Raw genomic sequence first — 14,852 nt, 5'->3', positions numbered from 1 at the left:
AAACGTTCTTATTGGGCGTTTGTTATTTTGACATTGTAGTTTTGTTGGAAAGGGAAACGTGGCCGGCGGCTTTGGTTTTGCGGGTTGATGTTTTCCGGGTTTTGGATGGCGCTGGATTTATCTGGTGTTGTTTGGGGTCTGGAAGGTATTGACTGTATGACTTTTGTCGATGGGTGCACGTTTTTCTAAGAGGTACACTCTTTCATTGTTTCCTTTATGGGGATGATGAGGTGTGTGTCCTCGTCAATGTGCATTGCGTCAGACATGTCAGAAATCAAACTTGAGAGTTTGATCCTGGCTCAGAACGAACGCTGGCGGCAGGCTTAACACATGCAAGTCGAGCGAGGACTTCGGTCCTAGCGGCAGACGGGTGAGTAACGCGTGGGAATCTACCCAGTCCTGCGGAATAGCTCCGGGAAACTGGAATTAATACCGCATACGCCCTTTTGGGGAAAGATTTATCGGGATTGGATGAGCCCGCGTAAGATTAGCTAGTTGGTGGGGTAATGGCCTACCAAGGCGACGATCTTTAGCTGGTCTGAGAGGATGATCAGCCACACTGGGACTGAGACACGGCCCAGACTCCTACGGGAGGCAGCAGTGGGGAATATTGGACAATGGGGGCAACCCTGATCCAGCCATGCCGCGTGAGTGATGAAGGCCTTAGGGTTGTAAAGCTCTTTCACCGGTGAAGATAATGACGGTAACCGGAGAAGAAGCCCCGGCTAACTTCGTGCCAGCAGCCGCGGTAATACGAAGGGGGCTAGCGTTGTTCGGAATTACTGGGCGTAAAGCGCACGTAGGCGGATATTTAAGTCAGAGGTGAAATCCCAGGGCTCAACCCTGGAACTGCCTTTGATACTGGGTATCTTGAGGCCGAGAGAGGTGAGTGGAACTCCTAGTGTAGAGGTGGAATTCGTAGATATTAGGAAGAACACCAGTGGCGAAGGCGGCTCACTGGCTCGGTACTGACGCTGAGGTGCGAAAGCGTGGGGAGCAAACAGGATTAGATACCCTGGTAGTCCACGCCGTAAACGATGGAAGCTAGCCGTTGGGGGGTTTACCCTTCAGTGGCGCAGCTAACGCATTAAGCTTCCCGCCTGGGGAGTACGGTCGCAAGATTAAAACTCAAAGGAATTGACGGGGGCCCGCACAAGCGGTGGAGCATGTGGTTTAATTCGAAGCAACGCGAAGAACCTTACCAGCCCTTGACATCCCGGTCGCGCTTTCCAGAGATGGATTGCTTCAGTTCGGCTGGACCGGTGACAGGTGCTGCATGGCTGTCGTCAGCTCGTGTCGTGAGATGTTGGGTTAAGTCCCGCAACGAGCGCAACCCTCGCCTTTAGTTGCCATCATTTGGTTGGGCACTCTAGAGGGACTGCCGGTGATAAGCCGGAGGAAGGTGGGGATGAGGTCAAGTCATCATGGCCCTTACGGGCTGGGCTACACACGTGCTACAATGGCGGTGACAGAGGGCAGCTAGGTCGCGAGGCCGTGCTAATCCCTAAAAGCCGTCTCAGTTCGGATTGCACTCTGCAACTCGGGTGCATGAAGTTGGAATCGCTAGTAATCGCAGATCAGCATGCTGCGGTGAATACGTTCCCGGGCCTTGTACACACCGCCCGTCACACCATGGGAGTTGGTTCTACCCGAAGCCGGTGCGCTAACCGCAAGGAGGCAGCCGACCACGGTAGGGTCAGCGACTGGGGTGAAGTCGTAACAAGGTAGCCGTAGGGGAACCTGCGGCTGGATCACCTCCTTTCTAAGGATTGTCCTTCATCGGGCTTGCTCGATATCGGACTTTCATTGGACAGATCGGTCAAGTCAGGCCGATCGCTTGAATAACAGGCGAACCAGAACCGCCGCCTTCGTTTCTCTTTCCACACACACGCACATCATGGAGCTTGGGTCTTTGGGCCTGGGGCGATCATGATGACAGTGAAGTCCGGGTTCTGACCCGGAGGCCGGCCGGCGTTCGAAAGGCGCGTTGTTCTTTTGAATTGGCGCGCCTTGTTCACCACCAGAGCCGGAACGGGTGTCTCTTTGGAGGCGCCTGGTCGCAAGGCCAGTCCCGGCGACGGGCATGGGCACGTAGCTCAGGTGGTTAGAGCACACGCCTGATAAGCGTGAGGTCGGTAGTTCGAGTCTACCCGTGCCCACCATTCTCTACCTCACGGGCCGTACCGCTCGGGCATGACGGCGCTAAAACCGCGCCTATGCCCTCGCTGGCCCTCCAGCGGGCGGCGAACGGTCGCCGGCTCGCTCTTCGCTCGCGAAAGAGGCGTCGCGTTCCCGGAAATGGGGCCATAGCTCAGCTGGGAGAGCGCCTGATTTGCATTCAGGAGGTCGTCGGTTCGATCCCGTCTGGCTCCACCACTTCGGTCCGTCCGGAACGGTAAAAGCGCTCCGGTGGAGCGATTTGAGGGGAGAAGGCCATGAGAGCTGTGCTCGAATGGCAGGACCCTTGGGTGGCAAGGCGATCTTTGGGGTCTTGATCTGGTTTGCGTGTGTAGGGAAGAAAACGGTTCGGCCGTCTCTTGAAAAAGGGCGTGCCTGTTCGACGATACATTGTGAAGAGAAGGATTGTTTGTCCTGCCTGTACCCCAGGCGATCCCCCAGTCGGGATTAGGCTTTTTGCCTTGGAGAAACGATACCTCGTGAAACTGGTCTTTGGATCGGATCAGGGCAGCACCTGGAGGCGTGGCGACACGTCTTGTGGGGTTTTGTCCGGTCGGATGGGCCGCTCGCATCGGTGGTGCACACCGGTGAGCAACGGGTGGTCTGTTCGGTATATCCGATCCTTTAAATGATCTGACCATCGATGCCCGATGATCGAGAGATTGCGGGCATTGGTAATGAGAACGATCAAGTGCCAAAAGGGCGTTCAGTGGATGCCTTGGCGCACACAGGCGATGAAGGACGTGATACGCTGCGATAAGCGTCGGGGAGCTGCGAATAAGCTTTGATCCGGCGATTTCCGAATGGGGCAACCCACTCAGCAATGAGTATCCCGCAAGGGAGGCGAACCCGGGGAACTGAAACATCTCAGTACCCGGAGGAAAGGACATCAATTGAGACTCCGTTAGTAGTGGCGAGCGAACGCGGATCAGGCCAGTGGCAACAGGGTAAGAACGGGAACGCATTGGAAAATGCGGCCAGAGTGGGTGATAGCCCCGTACCGGTAGAAAACCTTGTTGTCCTCGAGTAAGGCGGGACACGTGAAATCCTGTCTGAACATGGGGGGACCACCCTCCAAGCCTAAGTACTCGTGTGCGACCGATAGTGAACAAGTACCGTGAGGGAAAGGTGAAAAGCACCCCGACAAGGGGAGTGAAACAGTCCCTGAAACTGGATGCCTACAAACAGTCAGAGCCCAAGGTTTGTCCTGGGTGATGGCGTACCTTTTGTATAATGGGTCAGCGACTTGGTCTAACGAGCAAGCTTAAGCCGATAGGTGTAGGCGCAGCGAAAGCGAGTCTTAAGAGGGCGAATGAGTTCGTTGGATCAGACCCGAAACCGAGTGATCTAGCCATGTGCAGGTTGAAGGTGCGGTAACACGCACTGGAGGACCGAACCCACGTCTGTTGAAAAAGACGGGGATGACGTGTGGCTAGGGGTGAAAGGCCAATCAAACTCGGAAATAGCTGGTTCTCCGCGAAATCTATTTAGGTAGAGCGTCAGACGAATACCTCGGGGGGTAGAGCACTGGATGGGCTAGGGGTCCTCACCGGATTACCAAACCTAACCAAACTCCGAATACCCGAGAGTACTATCTGGCAGACACACGGCGGGTGCTAAGGTCCGTCGTGGAAAGGGAAACAGCCCTGACCTACAGCTAAGGTCCCCAAGTCATGGTTAAGTGGGAAAGCATGTGGGAATGCTTAGACAACCAGGAGGTTGGCTTAGAAGCAGCCATCCTTTAAAGATAGCGTAACAGCTCACTGGTCAAGCGTTCCTGCGGCGAAAATGTAACGGGGCTCAAACCATGCACCGAAGCTTAGGGTGTGCAGCTTTTGCTGTACGCGGTAGCGGAGCGTTGTGTAAGCCTGCGAAGGGATACCCGTGAGGGATCCTGGAGGTATCACAAGTGCGAATGCTGACATGAGTAGCGACAAAGAGTGTGAGAGACACTCTCGCCGAAAGTCCAAGGGTTCCTGCGCAATGCTAATCAGCGCAGGGTTAGCCGGCTCCTAAGGCGAGGCCGAAAGGCGTAGTCGATGGGAATCACGTTAATATTCGTGAGCCTGCTGGGAAGTGACGGATTGCCAGAGTTGTATGTCCTTATCGGATTGGACGTGCAGTGAGGCGGTTCCAGGAAATAGCCCCAGCTTATAGACCGTACCCGAAACCGACACAGGTGGACTGGTAGAGCATACCAAGGCGCTTGAGAGAACGATGCTGAAGGAACTCGGCAAATTGCACGCGTAACTTCGGGATAAGCGTGACCCTTCATCGGGCAACCGGTGGGGGGTGGCACAGACCAGGGGGTGGCGACTGTTTATTAAAAACACAGGGCTCTGCGAAGCCGCAAGGCGACGTATAGGGTCTGACGCCTGCCCGGTGCCGGAAGGTTAAAAGGAGAGGTGCAAGCCTTGAATTGAAGCCCCGGTAAACGGCGGCCGTAACTATAACGGTCCTAAGGTAGCGAAATTCCTTGTCGGGTAAGTTCCGACCTGCACGAATGGCGTAACGACTTCCCCACTGTCTCCAGCATCGACTCAGCGAAATTGAATTCCCCGTGAAGATGCGGGGTTCCTGCGGTCAGACGGAAAGACCCCGTGCACCTTTACTATAGCTTCACGCTGGCATTCGTGTCGGCATGTGCAGAATAGGTGGTAGGCTTTGAAGCGGGAACGCCAGTTCTCGTGGAGCCGCAATGTGAGATACCACCCTTATCGTCATGGATGTCTAACCGCGGTGTAACAGCACCCGGGACAGCGTGTGGTGGGTAGTTTGACTGGGGCGGTCGCCTCCCAAAGAGTAACGGAGGCGCGCGATGGTGGGCTCAGACCGGTCGGAAATCGGTCGTTGAGTGCAATGGCATAAGCCTGCCTGACTGCGAGAGTGACAACTCGAGCAGAGACGAAAGTCGGTCATAGTGATCCGGTGGTCCCGCGTGGAAGGGCCATCGCTCAACGGATAAAAGGTACGCCGGGGATAACAGGCTGATGATGCCCAAGAGTCCTTATCGACGGCATCGTTTGGCACCTCGATGTCGGCTCATCACATCCTGGGGCTGGAGCAGGTCCCAAGGGTACGGCTGTTCGCCGTTTAAAGTGGTACGTGAGCTGGGTTTAGAACGTCGTGAGACAGTTCGGTCCCTATCTGCCGTGGGTGTTGGAATATTGAGAAGAGCTGTCCCTAGTACGAGAGGACCGGGATGGACGAACCTCTGGTGGACCTGTTGTGGCGCCAGCCGCAGTGCAGGGTAGCTAAGTTCGGACGGGATAACCGCTGAAAGCATCTAAGCGGGAAGCCTCCTTCAAAACCAGTATTCCCTATCAGAGCCGTGGAAGACCACCACGTCGATAGGCCGGGTGTGGAAGCGCAGCAATGCGTGAAGCTTACCGGTACTAATAGCTCGATCGGCTTGATCGTTCTCATTTATCAATGCCTGCAACCCGCACGTTGCACAGATCTCAAAAAGACCAGTCTCACACCAATTTGTTCTTGTTCGACCTGGTGGCTATGGCGAAGCGCCCAGAACCCGATCCCATTCCGAACTCGACCGTTAAACGCTTCAGCGCCAATGGTACTGTGTCTTAAGGCACGGGAGAGTAGGTCGCCGCCAGGTCTAACAAGAACAAATATCCCTTCTCTTTAACCCTCATCCAAAAAGCCCCGCTGCATAACCGCAGCGGGGCTTCTTGTTTTCCAAAGAACACAACATCAGCCAAAAGCATCAACCAAAGACGCAAACGAAAAGTCCAAACCCGTCACACCACCCGAATCATGGGTCCAAAGACCTATCTCAACACGCGAATAGACATTGAATATCTCAGGGTGATGGCCAAGCTGCTCGGCAACCAACGCCACGCGCGCCATGAAACCGAATGCTTCCGAGAAGTTCTTGAACTTGAATGTTCGCGCCAGGCGGCCCTCGTGATTGATGGCCCATTGTGGGCATTCGGCCAGATGCTTTTGCAACGCGGGGCCTTCGAGCAGGTCTCGCTCCGTCGGTCTTGCCATCGGTTCGCTCCGTATCGTGGTGGATACCGGACTGTGGTCCCTGGGACGTTATGTCCGCATTAACCACATGGGCCGGCGCGCCCCAGTCACGGCCGTGAACGTGGCGGTCTTAACCAAATCGCATTGGGACGGGCCCATAATGCACACCCGATCCACGATGCGCCAGCCGAGCTGGACAGGGGAACACGCCGGACCCATGCAGTCAGCCAAGATATTGCCGACTCTCGACTATGTGTCGATCGTTGCCTCCGTTTATCAGGAGCGGCGGGCGATGCTTGTTGGCATGGGGGCCACGATCCTCGCCGTAGGGCTCACGGCGCTCAAGACCGGCGCTCCTGTTCTCTGGCTCCACGTTGCCGCCTTTATGGTGCTCACCTATTTCCGGGACCGCAACGTGGTCGGCTTCTCCAGGGCAGACCTCGGGCCAGCAGACAGGGCAAGGGCACGGTTCTGGGAGGGCCGGGCGACGTTGTTTGGGGTGATGACCTCGGGGCTTTACGGGAGTTGGTGCTTTTTCTCCCTTGTCATCGTGAACGACCCTTTTGCCGAACTTACGGCGGTTTCTGTCACGGTCGCGGCCATGATCGGAATCGCCACGCGCAATTTCGGAATCGATCGGCTGGTGACGCTCCAGTGTCTCGCAAGCGCACTGCCTCTGGCGCTCGGGCTCTTGCTGACATTCGATTCCTACCACATCGCGCTGTCGGCGCTCTTGCTGCCGCTGATGACCAGTTTCCGGTTCCTGGCGGCCGACGTGCGCAACATGCTGCTCAACGCTGTCCATGAACGGGTGGCGGCGTCCAGCCTCGCAGATCAGCTCGATACCGCCCTCGATACCATGCAGCATGGGCTCTGCATGCTCGACAACAACGGCGTGATCGCGCTCGCAAACAGCCGGGCCCAGCAGTCCTTTGCCATGATCGCCAACGGCGCCTGGGTCGGCCAGACCTTCAGGGAGCTGATCCTGGCCGGCGCGGAGCAGGGCGTTATGCGCCGCACGACCGCCGAGCGCGTTCTGCGGATGGTCGGCGATGGTGGAGGAGGCAAGGTGGTCGTCGCCCTGACTGAGGCCTATCATTGCGAGATCACCATCAGCTCGCGTGGGGACCGGACCGTCCTTCTGTTCGAGGACGTGACCGCACGGGTGCGGGCCCAGGAGAGGATCAACTTCATGGCCCGCTACGACGGGCTGACCGGTCTGCCGAACCGGGCCCAGTTCACCGAACTGGTCGATGCAGATCTTGCCGGGCGCGTGCGGCGCGACGAGGCGACGCCGGTCGTTCTCATGATCGTTGACCTTGATGATTTCAAGCACGTCAACGATTCGCTTGGCCACCTGGCCGGCGACAAGGTGCTTGCCGAGGCTGCGAACCGGCTGCGCCGGGTCGTGCATAACGCCAGCCATGTGGCGCGGTTCGGCGGGGATGAATTCGTCGTCTATCGCGCCCAGCCGACGCTCGATTCCGAGCCGGGGCTCGAAGCGCAGGCGATGCTCGACGCGCTGGCCGAGCCTTACGAGATCGATGGAGAGCGCCTCGAACTCAAGGCAAGTATCGGCATCGCAAGGGTACCGGGGAACGAGACCCTGCTGGACGATCTCATCCGGCAGGCTGATCTGGCACTCTATCGCGCCAAGGGCAATGGCAAGAGCCAGTGGCACGAGTTCGAAGAGGCGCTCGACGTTGAGTACCGTTATCGCCAGAGACTCAAGGCGGATCTGCGCGCGGCCGTCGAAGCGGGGTCACTGACCGTGGTCTACCAACCGGTCGTCGATCTCGCCACGCGGCGGATCGCAGGCTGCGAGGCGCTGGTGCGCTGGTATCATCCCGAGCTTGGAGCCGTCGCCCCCATGGTGTTCGTGCCGTTGGCCGAGGATATAGGGCTGGTCTCGAGAATCACAGAATTCGTGCTCGACACCGCCTGCGCGGAATGCGCGCGCTGGCCTGAAGGCATCGGAATTGCCATCAACGTCTCGGGACGGGATCTGAGAAGTGACCTTCTGGTCGGTCAGGTCGATGCTGCGATAAAGAGAAGCGGACTTTCGCCCGAGCGGCTGGAGATCGAGGTGACCGAAACCGCCCTGATCGAAGAGCGCAACCTGGCGGCCCAGCGCCTTGATGCATTGGTGTCCCATGGTATCGGGCTGGCGCTCGACGATTTCGGGACGGGCTACTCCTCGCTCTCTTATCTCAATGAGCTGCCCTTCACCAAACTCAAGATCGACCGCTCCTTCATCTGCGACATAGCCCGCAGCGAGCGTTCCGAACGCCTTGTGCGCAATGTGGCGCGGCTCGGCCAGGACCTCGGCCTCCTGGTCACGGCCGAAGGCGTGGAAACCGAAGAACAGCTCGAGGTGCTGGCCGACCGGGTCGGGGTGGACCAGGTGCAGGGCTATCTTTTCGGCGCGCCGCTGCCCGCGAGCGAAATCCGCGAGCTGATCACGTCCATGAAGGGACAATCGGCGCGTCTGGAGATGATTGGGCGGGAGCACAGCCGGCGCATGAACGCCGATTAAAGGTTTCCATTATCATTAAAAATTTATTACAATTGCCCTCAATGGTTTCGGGGGCGATATGTAATGGGTACCAACCGAACACGGCCGGCGGCGCAAACTTCGCGGTTTGCCTCGGCTCTCATGGATATTCTTGATCGGGTGGAGTACCGCCGGGTCAGGCTCGATGAGATTCACGATCCGATCTTCAGGCTTAGATACGAAGCCTATCGGCGCGAAGAGGGCGTTCCCTTCAATGTGGACCGCATCGTGCGCGAAGATCTTGATCTGGTTCCAAATGCCATGTGCTACGGCGTCTATATCGATGGCGCGCTGGTGAGTTCTATCCGCCTCCACCATGTGACCGCCGATTTCCGGCGCTCCCCTTGCATGTCGGTCTGGCCGGACGTGCTCTCCCCATGGCTCGATGCGGGGAGGACCTTTATCGATCCTTCACGCTTTACCGCTGACCGCGACGCGACGCTGGCCTTCCCGGCCCTGCCGTTCCTCACCCTGCGCGTGGCGGCCATGGCATGCGAGTATTTCGAGGTCGATCATTGTCTCTCGGGCGTCCGGGACGAGCATGCGCCCTTCTACAAACGGGTGTTCGGAGCCGTGCCGATCGCCGAAGAGCGGACCTGGGGCGGGGCGACGTTCAGCGTCAAGCTCCATTCGGCCGACGTGCGCGATATCCGCAACAGGGTGGCCGATCGCTTCCCGTTCTTCATGTCGACGCCCGAGGAACGCGAGCGCATGTTCGGTGGAGATCCCGATTCGCGGTTTCTCTCTCCGGTGGTGCCCACAGCGCGGGTTGCTGCGATCGCAGAGAACCGCTTCGCGCCCGCTCAGTAGCGTTTCACGCCAGCCGCACGACAGCCGATCTTCAATCCCTCATGTCGCCAAGGAGCGCTTCGGCCAGGGGCCGGGCCTCCGCGGCTTCGCTGGCAGGGACAGTGATGGGTATTCCAGAACCCGTGAGCCCGCTCGAGACGCCCGGAAAGCCGCCGTCGGCGATGTCGCGCGGTGAGAAGCCGTGGGCTCTGAGCGCGGTGATGAGAACGCGGGCGGTGCCTTCGCGCTTGACCGTTGCGATGGTCTCGAAGTCAATCATCTGAACTCCTTTGAACGGCAAGCAAAAAACAAGGGGCCCGGTTCCCCGGACCCCTCGATTATGTGAGATTTTATTTTCTCAGGCCACTTTGCGCTCGACCATCATCTTCTTGATCTCGGCGATGGCCTTGGCCGGGTTCAACCCCTTGGGGCAGACCTGGGCGCAGTTCATGATGGTGTGGCAGCGATAGAGCTTGAACGGATCCTCGATATTGTCGAGGCGCTCGGACGTGTTCTGGTCGCGGCTGTCGATCAGCCAGCGATAGGCCTGGAGCAGGGTGGCCGGGCCCAGATACTTCTCGCCGTTCCACCAATAGGACGGGCAGGAGGTCGAGCAGCACGCGCACAGGATGCACTCGTAAAGCCCATCGAGCCTGGCCCGGTCATCGCGGCTCTGGATCCATTCGGTCCCTGGCGCTTCGGTCTTGGTCTGAAGCCAGGGCTCGATCGACTTGTGCTGGGCATAGAAAGTCGTGAGGTCGGGCACCAGGTCCTTGACCACCGGCATGTGCGGCAGCGGGTAGATCGAGATCGGTCCGTCCCCGTCCATGCCGCGGGTGCACGCAAGGGTATTGGCGCCGTCGATGTTCATGGCACACGATCCGCAGATCCCCTCGCGGCAAGAGCGGCGCAGGGTCAGGGTCGGATCGATATTGTTCTTAATCCACAACAGGCCATCGAGAACCATCGGCCCGCAATCGTCGAGATCGACGAAATAGGTGTCGATCCGGGGATTGGCCTCGGTGTCCGGGTCGTAGCGGTAGACACGGTATTCGCGCACATTGGTGGCGCCTCCGGGACGGGGCCACACCTTACCCTTGCCTGGTCGGGACTTCTTGTCGAGCAGGAGTTCAACCATGATGCCGTCCGCCCTTGGTTAGTATACGCGCGCCTTGGGCGCGATCTTTTCGAGGTCGATACCGTCCGAAAGCGGATCGGTGTGCACGGGGCGGTAGTCGAGGGTGACTTTCCCGCTCTCGTCGATCCAGGACAGGGTGTGCTTGCGCCAGTTGGCGTCGTCGCGGTCCGAGAAGTCCTCGCGCGCATGGGCGCCACGGCTTTCCTTGCGCGCCTCGGCCGAGTAGACCGTGGTGACCGCATTTGCCATCAGGTTCTCCAGCTCGAGGGTCTCCACAAGATCGGAGTTCCAGATCAGCGAGCGGTCGTGGACCTTGAGGTCGGAAAGCTCGTCCCAGATCTCGGAAATCCTGCGGCAGCCCGCCTCGAGCGTCTCCTGGGTGCGGAACACGGCCGCATCTTCCTGCATGGCCCGCTGCATGTGGTCGCGAACCTTGGCCGTGGGCGTGCTGCCATCGGCGTGGCGCAGCCGGTCGAACCGAGCGAGAATCTGGTCCTCGCTGGCGACGTTGATGTCGGGGATTGCGCTGTTGCGGTCGATGATCTCGCCGGCGCGGATCGCGGCGGCCCGCCCGAACACCACGAGGTCGATCAGCGAGTTAGAGCCCAGACGGTTGGCGCCGTGCACCGAGGCGCAGGCCGCTTCGCCCACGGCCATCAGGCCGGGTGAGGTGGCGTCGGGCCCGCCGCGGCGCGGGTCGATCACTTCGCCCCAATAGGTCGTGGGGATGCCACCCATATTGTAGTGCACCGTGGGCAGCACCGGGATCGGGTCACGGGTCACGTCGACGCCGGCAAAGATCTTGGCCGATTCCGAAATGCCGGGCAGGCGTTCGTGCAGGACGGCCGGATCGAGATGGTCGAGATGAAGGAAGATGTGGTCGCCCTTGGGGCCGACACCGCGTCCTTCTCGGATTTCGAGGGTCATGCAGCGCGAGACGACGTCGCGGCTGGCCAGATCCTTGGCATTGGGCGCATAGCGCTCCATGAAGCGCTCGCCCTCGGAATTGACGAGATAGCCGCCCTCCCCGCGGGCACCCTCGGTAATCAGGCACCCCGAGCCATAAATGCCGGTGGGGTGGAACTGGACGAACTCCATGTCCTGGAGCGGCAGGCCGGCGCGCGCGATCATCGCATTGCCGTCCCCGGTGCAGGTATGGGCGGAGGTGGCCGAGAAATACGCACGGCCATAGCCGCCGGTCGCCAGCACCACCATCTTGGCGCGGAACCGGTGAATGGTGCCGTCATCAAGCTTCCAGGCGATGATGCCCTGACAGACCCCGTCCTCGCTCATGATCAGGTCGAGTGCGAAATACTCGACGAAGAATTCCGCGTTGTTGCGCAGGGATTGGCCGTAAAGCGTGTGCAGGATGGCGTGTCCGGTGCGGTCAGCCGCCGCGCAGGTGCGCTGGACCGGGGGGCCTTCGCCATAGTTCTGCATGTGCCCGCCGAAAGGGCGCTGGTAGATCTTGCCCTCTTCGGTGCGCGAGAAGGGCACGCCGTAATGCTCGAGCTCATAGACCGCCTGAGGCGCCTCGCGGGCGAGATACTCCATGGCGTCGTTGTCGCCCAGCCAGTCCGAACCCTTGACGGTGTCGTACATGTGCCACTGCCAGGAATCCGGGCCCATGTTGGACAGGGACGCCGCGATGCCGCCCTGTGCGGCCACGGTGTGGGAGCGGGTGGGGAAGACCTTGGTCACGCAAGCGGTCTTGAAGCCCTGCTCGGCCATGCCGAGCGTTGCCCGCAGGCCCGCTCCGCCGGCGCCCACGACGACGACGTCGTAAGCGTGGTCGATAATCGGATAGGATTTGGTCGCCATGAGTAGAGAGCTAGCCTCCAAAAGCCAGGACGAGGACCGAAAAAGCTCCGACCACGCCCAGCATCAGAACGAAAACGGTGTTGAGCGCCAAAGCGAGGGAGTTGAGCCGCGGCTCGTGAACGTAGTCCTCGATGATTTCGCCCATCCCGATGCGCATGTGAAACAGCACCGAACCCAGAAGCGCCAAGGTGAGGATGGCGACGATCGGGTTGGAAAAGGTTGCAGCAATCGTCGCGCGGTCGGCCTGGTACAGCGTGGCGACCAGCCAGACGAGAAAGCCGATGACGACGATGTTGGTCAGTGCGGTGACGCGCTGCTGGATGAATATGCCCGTGCCCCGATGATGTGACATGCGCCGACCTTCCTCAGAACCAGACGAACACGGCCCAGACCACAAGCGTGGCGAGCACGGAAAAGATGAGGGTGGCCAGAGAGATCGCCTCTCGCTCGGCCTTGCCAAAGCCCAGACCCGTATCCCAGATCAGGTGCTTGATCCCGCCCGCCAGGTGGTGGAACAGCACCCAGGTATAGAGAAAAAGTCCGATCTGGATCAGCGGGAAGGCATAAAACCCATTGATCGCCGCGAGCTGGTCTTGTCCCAGAGCGGCAGCGCCGAGCCAGAGAATAAACAGCACCGAGCCGAAATACAGCGCGCCGCCCAGAATACGATGGGTTATCGACAGCACATAGGTGAGCGTCGGGCGCCATATCTGCAAATGGGGCGAGAGCGGTTTGAACTTTTCGGCCATGTCTGCCTCTATACGCGCTGGTGCGCGATGCGGATTGATCGCTTTGCAAGTCTTCTATCGCTGCTTTCCCCATTCGTCAAAGCCAAGCAGCTACTCATTTGGTCGGACCTGAGCTCAGTCTGGCGGGAGAAAATATGTTGAGTTTCAATATCATCTTTGTTTCCCTGGCCGGCCAGCCTCCAAGTAGCTGTCCGGCGTACCAATTCTGCAGATACCTGACCTATAGGTAAATTTCGTGGACCGGCATCGCACACACATCACCAGCAAGACGATTCTTTCCGATGGCTGGGGGCGGCTCACCCTCTATGACCTCGACTATGCCCGTTCGGACGGATCCCGTCAGCCATTGAAGCGTGAAGTCTACGATCATGGCAATGGCGCCTGCGTGCTCCTGTTTGACCCCCGTGCGCAGACACTGACCTTCGTGCGCCAGTATCGGCTGCCCGGAGCGCTCAATGGCGACGAGCCAATGATGCTGGAGGTCTGCGCGGGGCTTCTCGATGGCGATGGTCCCGAAGAGTGCGCGCGGCGCGAGGCGATGGAGGAGACGGGGATCGCTCCCGCCCGGGTCGTTCACGCCTTCGATCTCTATATGAGCCCGGGGTCGCTCTCGGAAAAGGTCCACTGTTTTGTCGGCTATTACGGCACGGGCGACCGGCCGGGATGGGGCGGCGGGCTCGCGGCGGAAGGGGAGGATATCGAGGTGGTCACGCTCTCGCCCCAAGAGGCGCTGGCCATGATCCGCTCGGGCGCCATAACCGACGCCAAGACCGTGGCCCTGATCCAGCATGCGGCCCTCGAAGGGCTTCTGGAAGCCCCGGCAACGGGCTAGACTGGACTTCGATTTGCAAGGGAGACGACAGATGGAGTTCTATCGCGGTCGGTTGATCGACCACATTCACCTCAGGGTGGCCGATCTCGACAAGAGCCGGGACTTCTACCGGGCTGCGCTGGCCGCTCTGGGGCGCACGATCACCCACGAGACCGAACATTTCTTTGTCGCCGACGAGTTGTTTGTCGACGCCGCCGATGGTGAGGTTTCCCGGATCCATCTGGCATTCCAGACCGACGGTCCGGAATGGGTCAAGGCGTTCCACGCGGCAGGCCTCGCCAATGGCGGCACCGACAACGGGGCGCCGGGGGAGCGGACCTACCATCCGGGCTACTATGCCGCGTTCGTGCTCGATCCGGACGGCAACAATATCGAAGCGGTCTGGCACGGGCCGGCAACCCGCAGCGCCGATGCGGTGGTCCTCACCGCTTAGTGCTCCTGTTCTGATTCAATCCGAACAGGAGCACTCAGTCTTTGATGTGCCGCGTTTCCGAACCGGAAAAGCGTTTCCACTTTTCCTGGAAACGCTCTAGGCGTAGTCGACCAGCTTTTTGTCCGGATCGTAGGGCTGGTCGGCCACGTCCCGCGTCACAGCCTGGCCGCAGCGCATACGTCCGGTGCCGGGGTCGTGCACATAGCGGGGCTCGCCATAAAGCTGCCAGCCTTCGATCAGGGCCTTGGACACCTTGTGGCAAAAGGCGGAATCGTCGTCACCGGAGAGAAATCTGTAGATCAGCATGGCCTGTCTCGTCTGCATAGGCGCCCGCCGGGTGGCACTGCGCGATTGATCTTGCGCGCGCT

11 protein-coding genes, 2 tRNA genes and 3 rRNA genes are annotated in these 14,852 nt (G+C 59.5%); 9 read left to right on the top strand and 7 right to left on the bottom strand.

What is annotated here, in order from left to right; translation table 11 throughout:
• The first annotated feature begins 276 nt into the window (after window positions 1-276).
• From EO136_RS08765 to rrf, 5 genes are all read left to right on the top strand, one after another.
• Window positions 277-1,762, top strand: a 16S ribosomal RNA gene (locus EO136_RS08765).
• A 323-nt stretch (window positions 1,763-2,085) separates the two neighbouring features.
• Window positions 2,086-2,162 (top strand) — tRNA-Ile (locus EO136_RS08760).
• A gap of 138 nt (window positions 2,163-2,300) precedes the next feature.
• Window positions 2,301-2,376, top strand: a tRNA-Ala gene (locus EO136_RS08755).
• A 487-nt stretch (window positions 2,377-2,863) separates the two neighbouring features.
• Window positions 2,864-5,598: ribosomal RNA gene (locus EO136_RS08750) — 23S ribosomal RNA — on the top strand.
• Between the two features lie 80 nt (window positions 5,599-5,678).
• A 5S ribosomal RNA gene (gene rrf, locus EO136_RS08745) occupies window positions 5,679-5,794 on the top strand.
• Together the 16S, 23S and 5S rRNA genes with 2 tRNA genes alongside form the textbook arrangement of a ribosomal RNA operon.
• Before the next feature lie 95 nt (window positions 5,795-5,889).
• Here the strand turns inward: rrf and EO136_RS08740 are convergent.
• Window positions 5,890-6,189, bottom strand: coding sequence for a 4a-hydroxytetrahydrobiopterin dehydratase (locus EO136_RS08740; protein WP_127144069.1), 300 nt, complete (start codon window positions 6,187-6,189; stop codon window positions 5,890-5,892).
• Between the two features lie 196 nt (window positions 6,190-6,385).
• On the opposite strand from EO136_RS08740, the gene EO136_RS08735 reads away from it, so the two are divergent.
• Window positions 6,386-8,704: a putative bifunctional diguanylate cyclase/phosphodiesterase gene (locus tag EO136_RS08735; RefSeq protein WP_164730506.1), complete on the top strand. Its 2,319-nt coding sequence runs from the start codon at window positions 6,386-6,388 to the stop codon at window positions 8,702-8,704.
• 120 nt (window positions 8,705-8,824) lie between these two features.
• A complete protein-coding gene (locus EO136_RS08730; protein ID WP_127144067.1) occupies window positions 8,825-9,532 on the top strand; it encodes an N-acyl amino acid synthase FeeM domain-containing protein in 708 nt (235 codons plus the stop codon).
• Window positions 9,533-9,563: 31 nt separating this feature from the next.
• Here the strand turns inward: EO136_RS08730 and EO136_RS08725 are convergent, their stop codons facing one another.
• The 5 genes from EO136_RS08725 to sdhC all read right to left on the bottom strand — a co-directional run bounded on the left by EO136_RS08725 (window position 9,564) and on the right by sdhC (window position 13,219).
• Window positions 9,564-9,791 (bottom strand): hypothetical protein, encoded by a 228-nt coding sequence (locus EO136_RS08725; RefSeq protein WP_127144066.1) that lies wholly within the window; start codon window positions 9,789-9,791, stop codon window positions 9,564-9,566.
• A 78-nt stretch (window positions 9,792-9,869) separates the two neighbouring features.
• Window positions 9,870-10,649 carry a succinate dehydrogenase iron-sulfur subunit gene (locus EO136_RS08720; protein ID WP_127144065.1) on the bottom strand — a complete coding sequence of 260 codons (780 nt, stop codon included), beginning with the start codon at window positions 10,647-10,649 and terminating at the stop codon, window positions 9,870-9,872.
• Between the two features lie 18 nt (window positions 10,650-10,667).
• Window positions 10,668-12,470: a succinate dehydrogenase flavoprotein subunit gene (gene sdhA / locus EO136_RS08715; RefSeq protein ID WP_127144064.1), complete on the bottom strand. Its 1,803-nt coding sequence runs from the start codon at window positions 12,468-12,470 to the stop codon at window positions 10,668-10,670.
• Between the two features lie 10 nt (window positions 12,471-12,480).
• Entirely contained in the window at window positions 12,481-12,822 is a 342-nt protein-coding gene (gene sdhD / locus EO136_RS08710) for a succinate dehydrogenase, hydrophobic membrane anchor protein (protein ID WP_127144063.1), read from the bottom strand.
• A 13-nt stretch (window positions 12,823-12,835) separates the two neighbouring features.
• Window positions 12,836-13,219, bottom strand: a complete 384-nt coding sequence (sdhC, locus tag EO136_RS08705) for a succinate dehydrogenase, cytochrome b556 subunit (RefSeq protein WP_127144062.1) — start codon at window positions 13,217-13,219, stop codon at window positions 12,836-12,838.
• A 235-nt stretch (window positions 13,220-13,454) separates the two neighbouring features.
• Here sdhC and EO136_RS08700 point away from each other — a divergent pair, with 235 nt between their 5' ends.
• Both EO136_RS08700 and EO136_RS08695 read left to right on the top strand, forming a co-directional pair.
• Window positions 13,455-14,051, top strand: a complete 597-nt coding sequence (locus EO136_RS08700; protein ID WP_127144061.1) for an NUDIX domain-containing protein — start codon at window positions 13,455-13,457, stop codon at window positions 14,049-14,051.
• Between the two features lie 31 nt (window positions 14,052-14,082).
• Window positions 14,083-14,484 (top strand): VOC family protein, encoded by a 402-nt coding sequence (locus EO136_RS08695; protein WP_127144060.1) that lies wholly within the window; start codon window positions 14,083-14,085, stop codon window positions 14,482-14,484.
• A 96-nt stretch (window positions 14,485-14,580) separates the two neighbouring features.
• On the opposite strand, the gene EO136_RS08690 is transcribed toward EO136_RS08695, so the two are convergent.
• Window positions 14,581-14,790: a DUF1737 domain-containing protein gene (locus EO136_RS08690; protein WP_127144071.1), complete on the bottom strand. Its 210-nt coding sequence runs from the start codon at window positions 14,788-14,790 to the stop codon at window positions 14,581-14,583.
• Between the last annotated feature and the right edge of the window lie 62 nt (window positions 14,791-14,852).

It is taken from the genome of Pelagibacterium montanilacus (assembly GCF_003992665.1).
Lineage (GTDB): Bacteria > Pseudomonadota > Alphaproteobacteria > Rhizobiales > Devosiaceae > Pelagibacterium > Pelagibacterium montanilacus.
The sequence above is the reverse complement of the archived record's forward strand: the minus strand, read 5'-3'. Positions and strand labels throughout refer to the sequence as shown.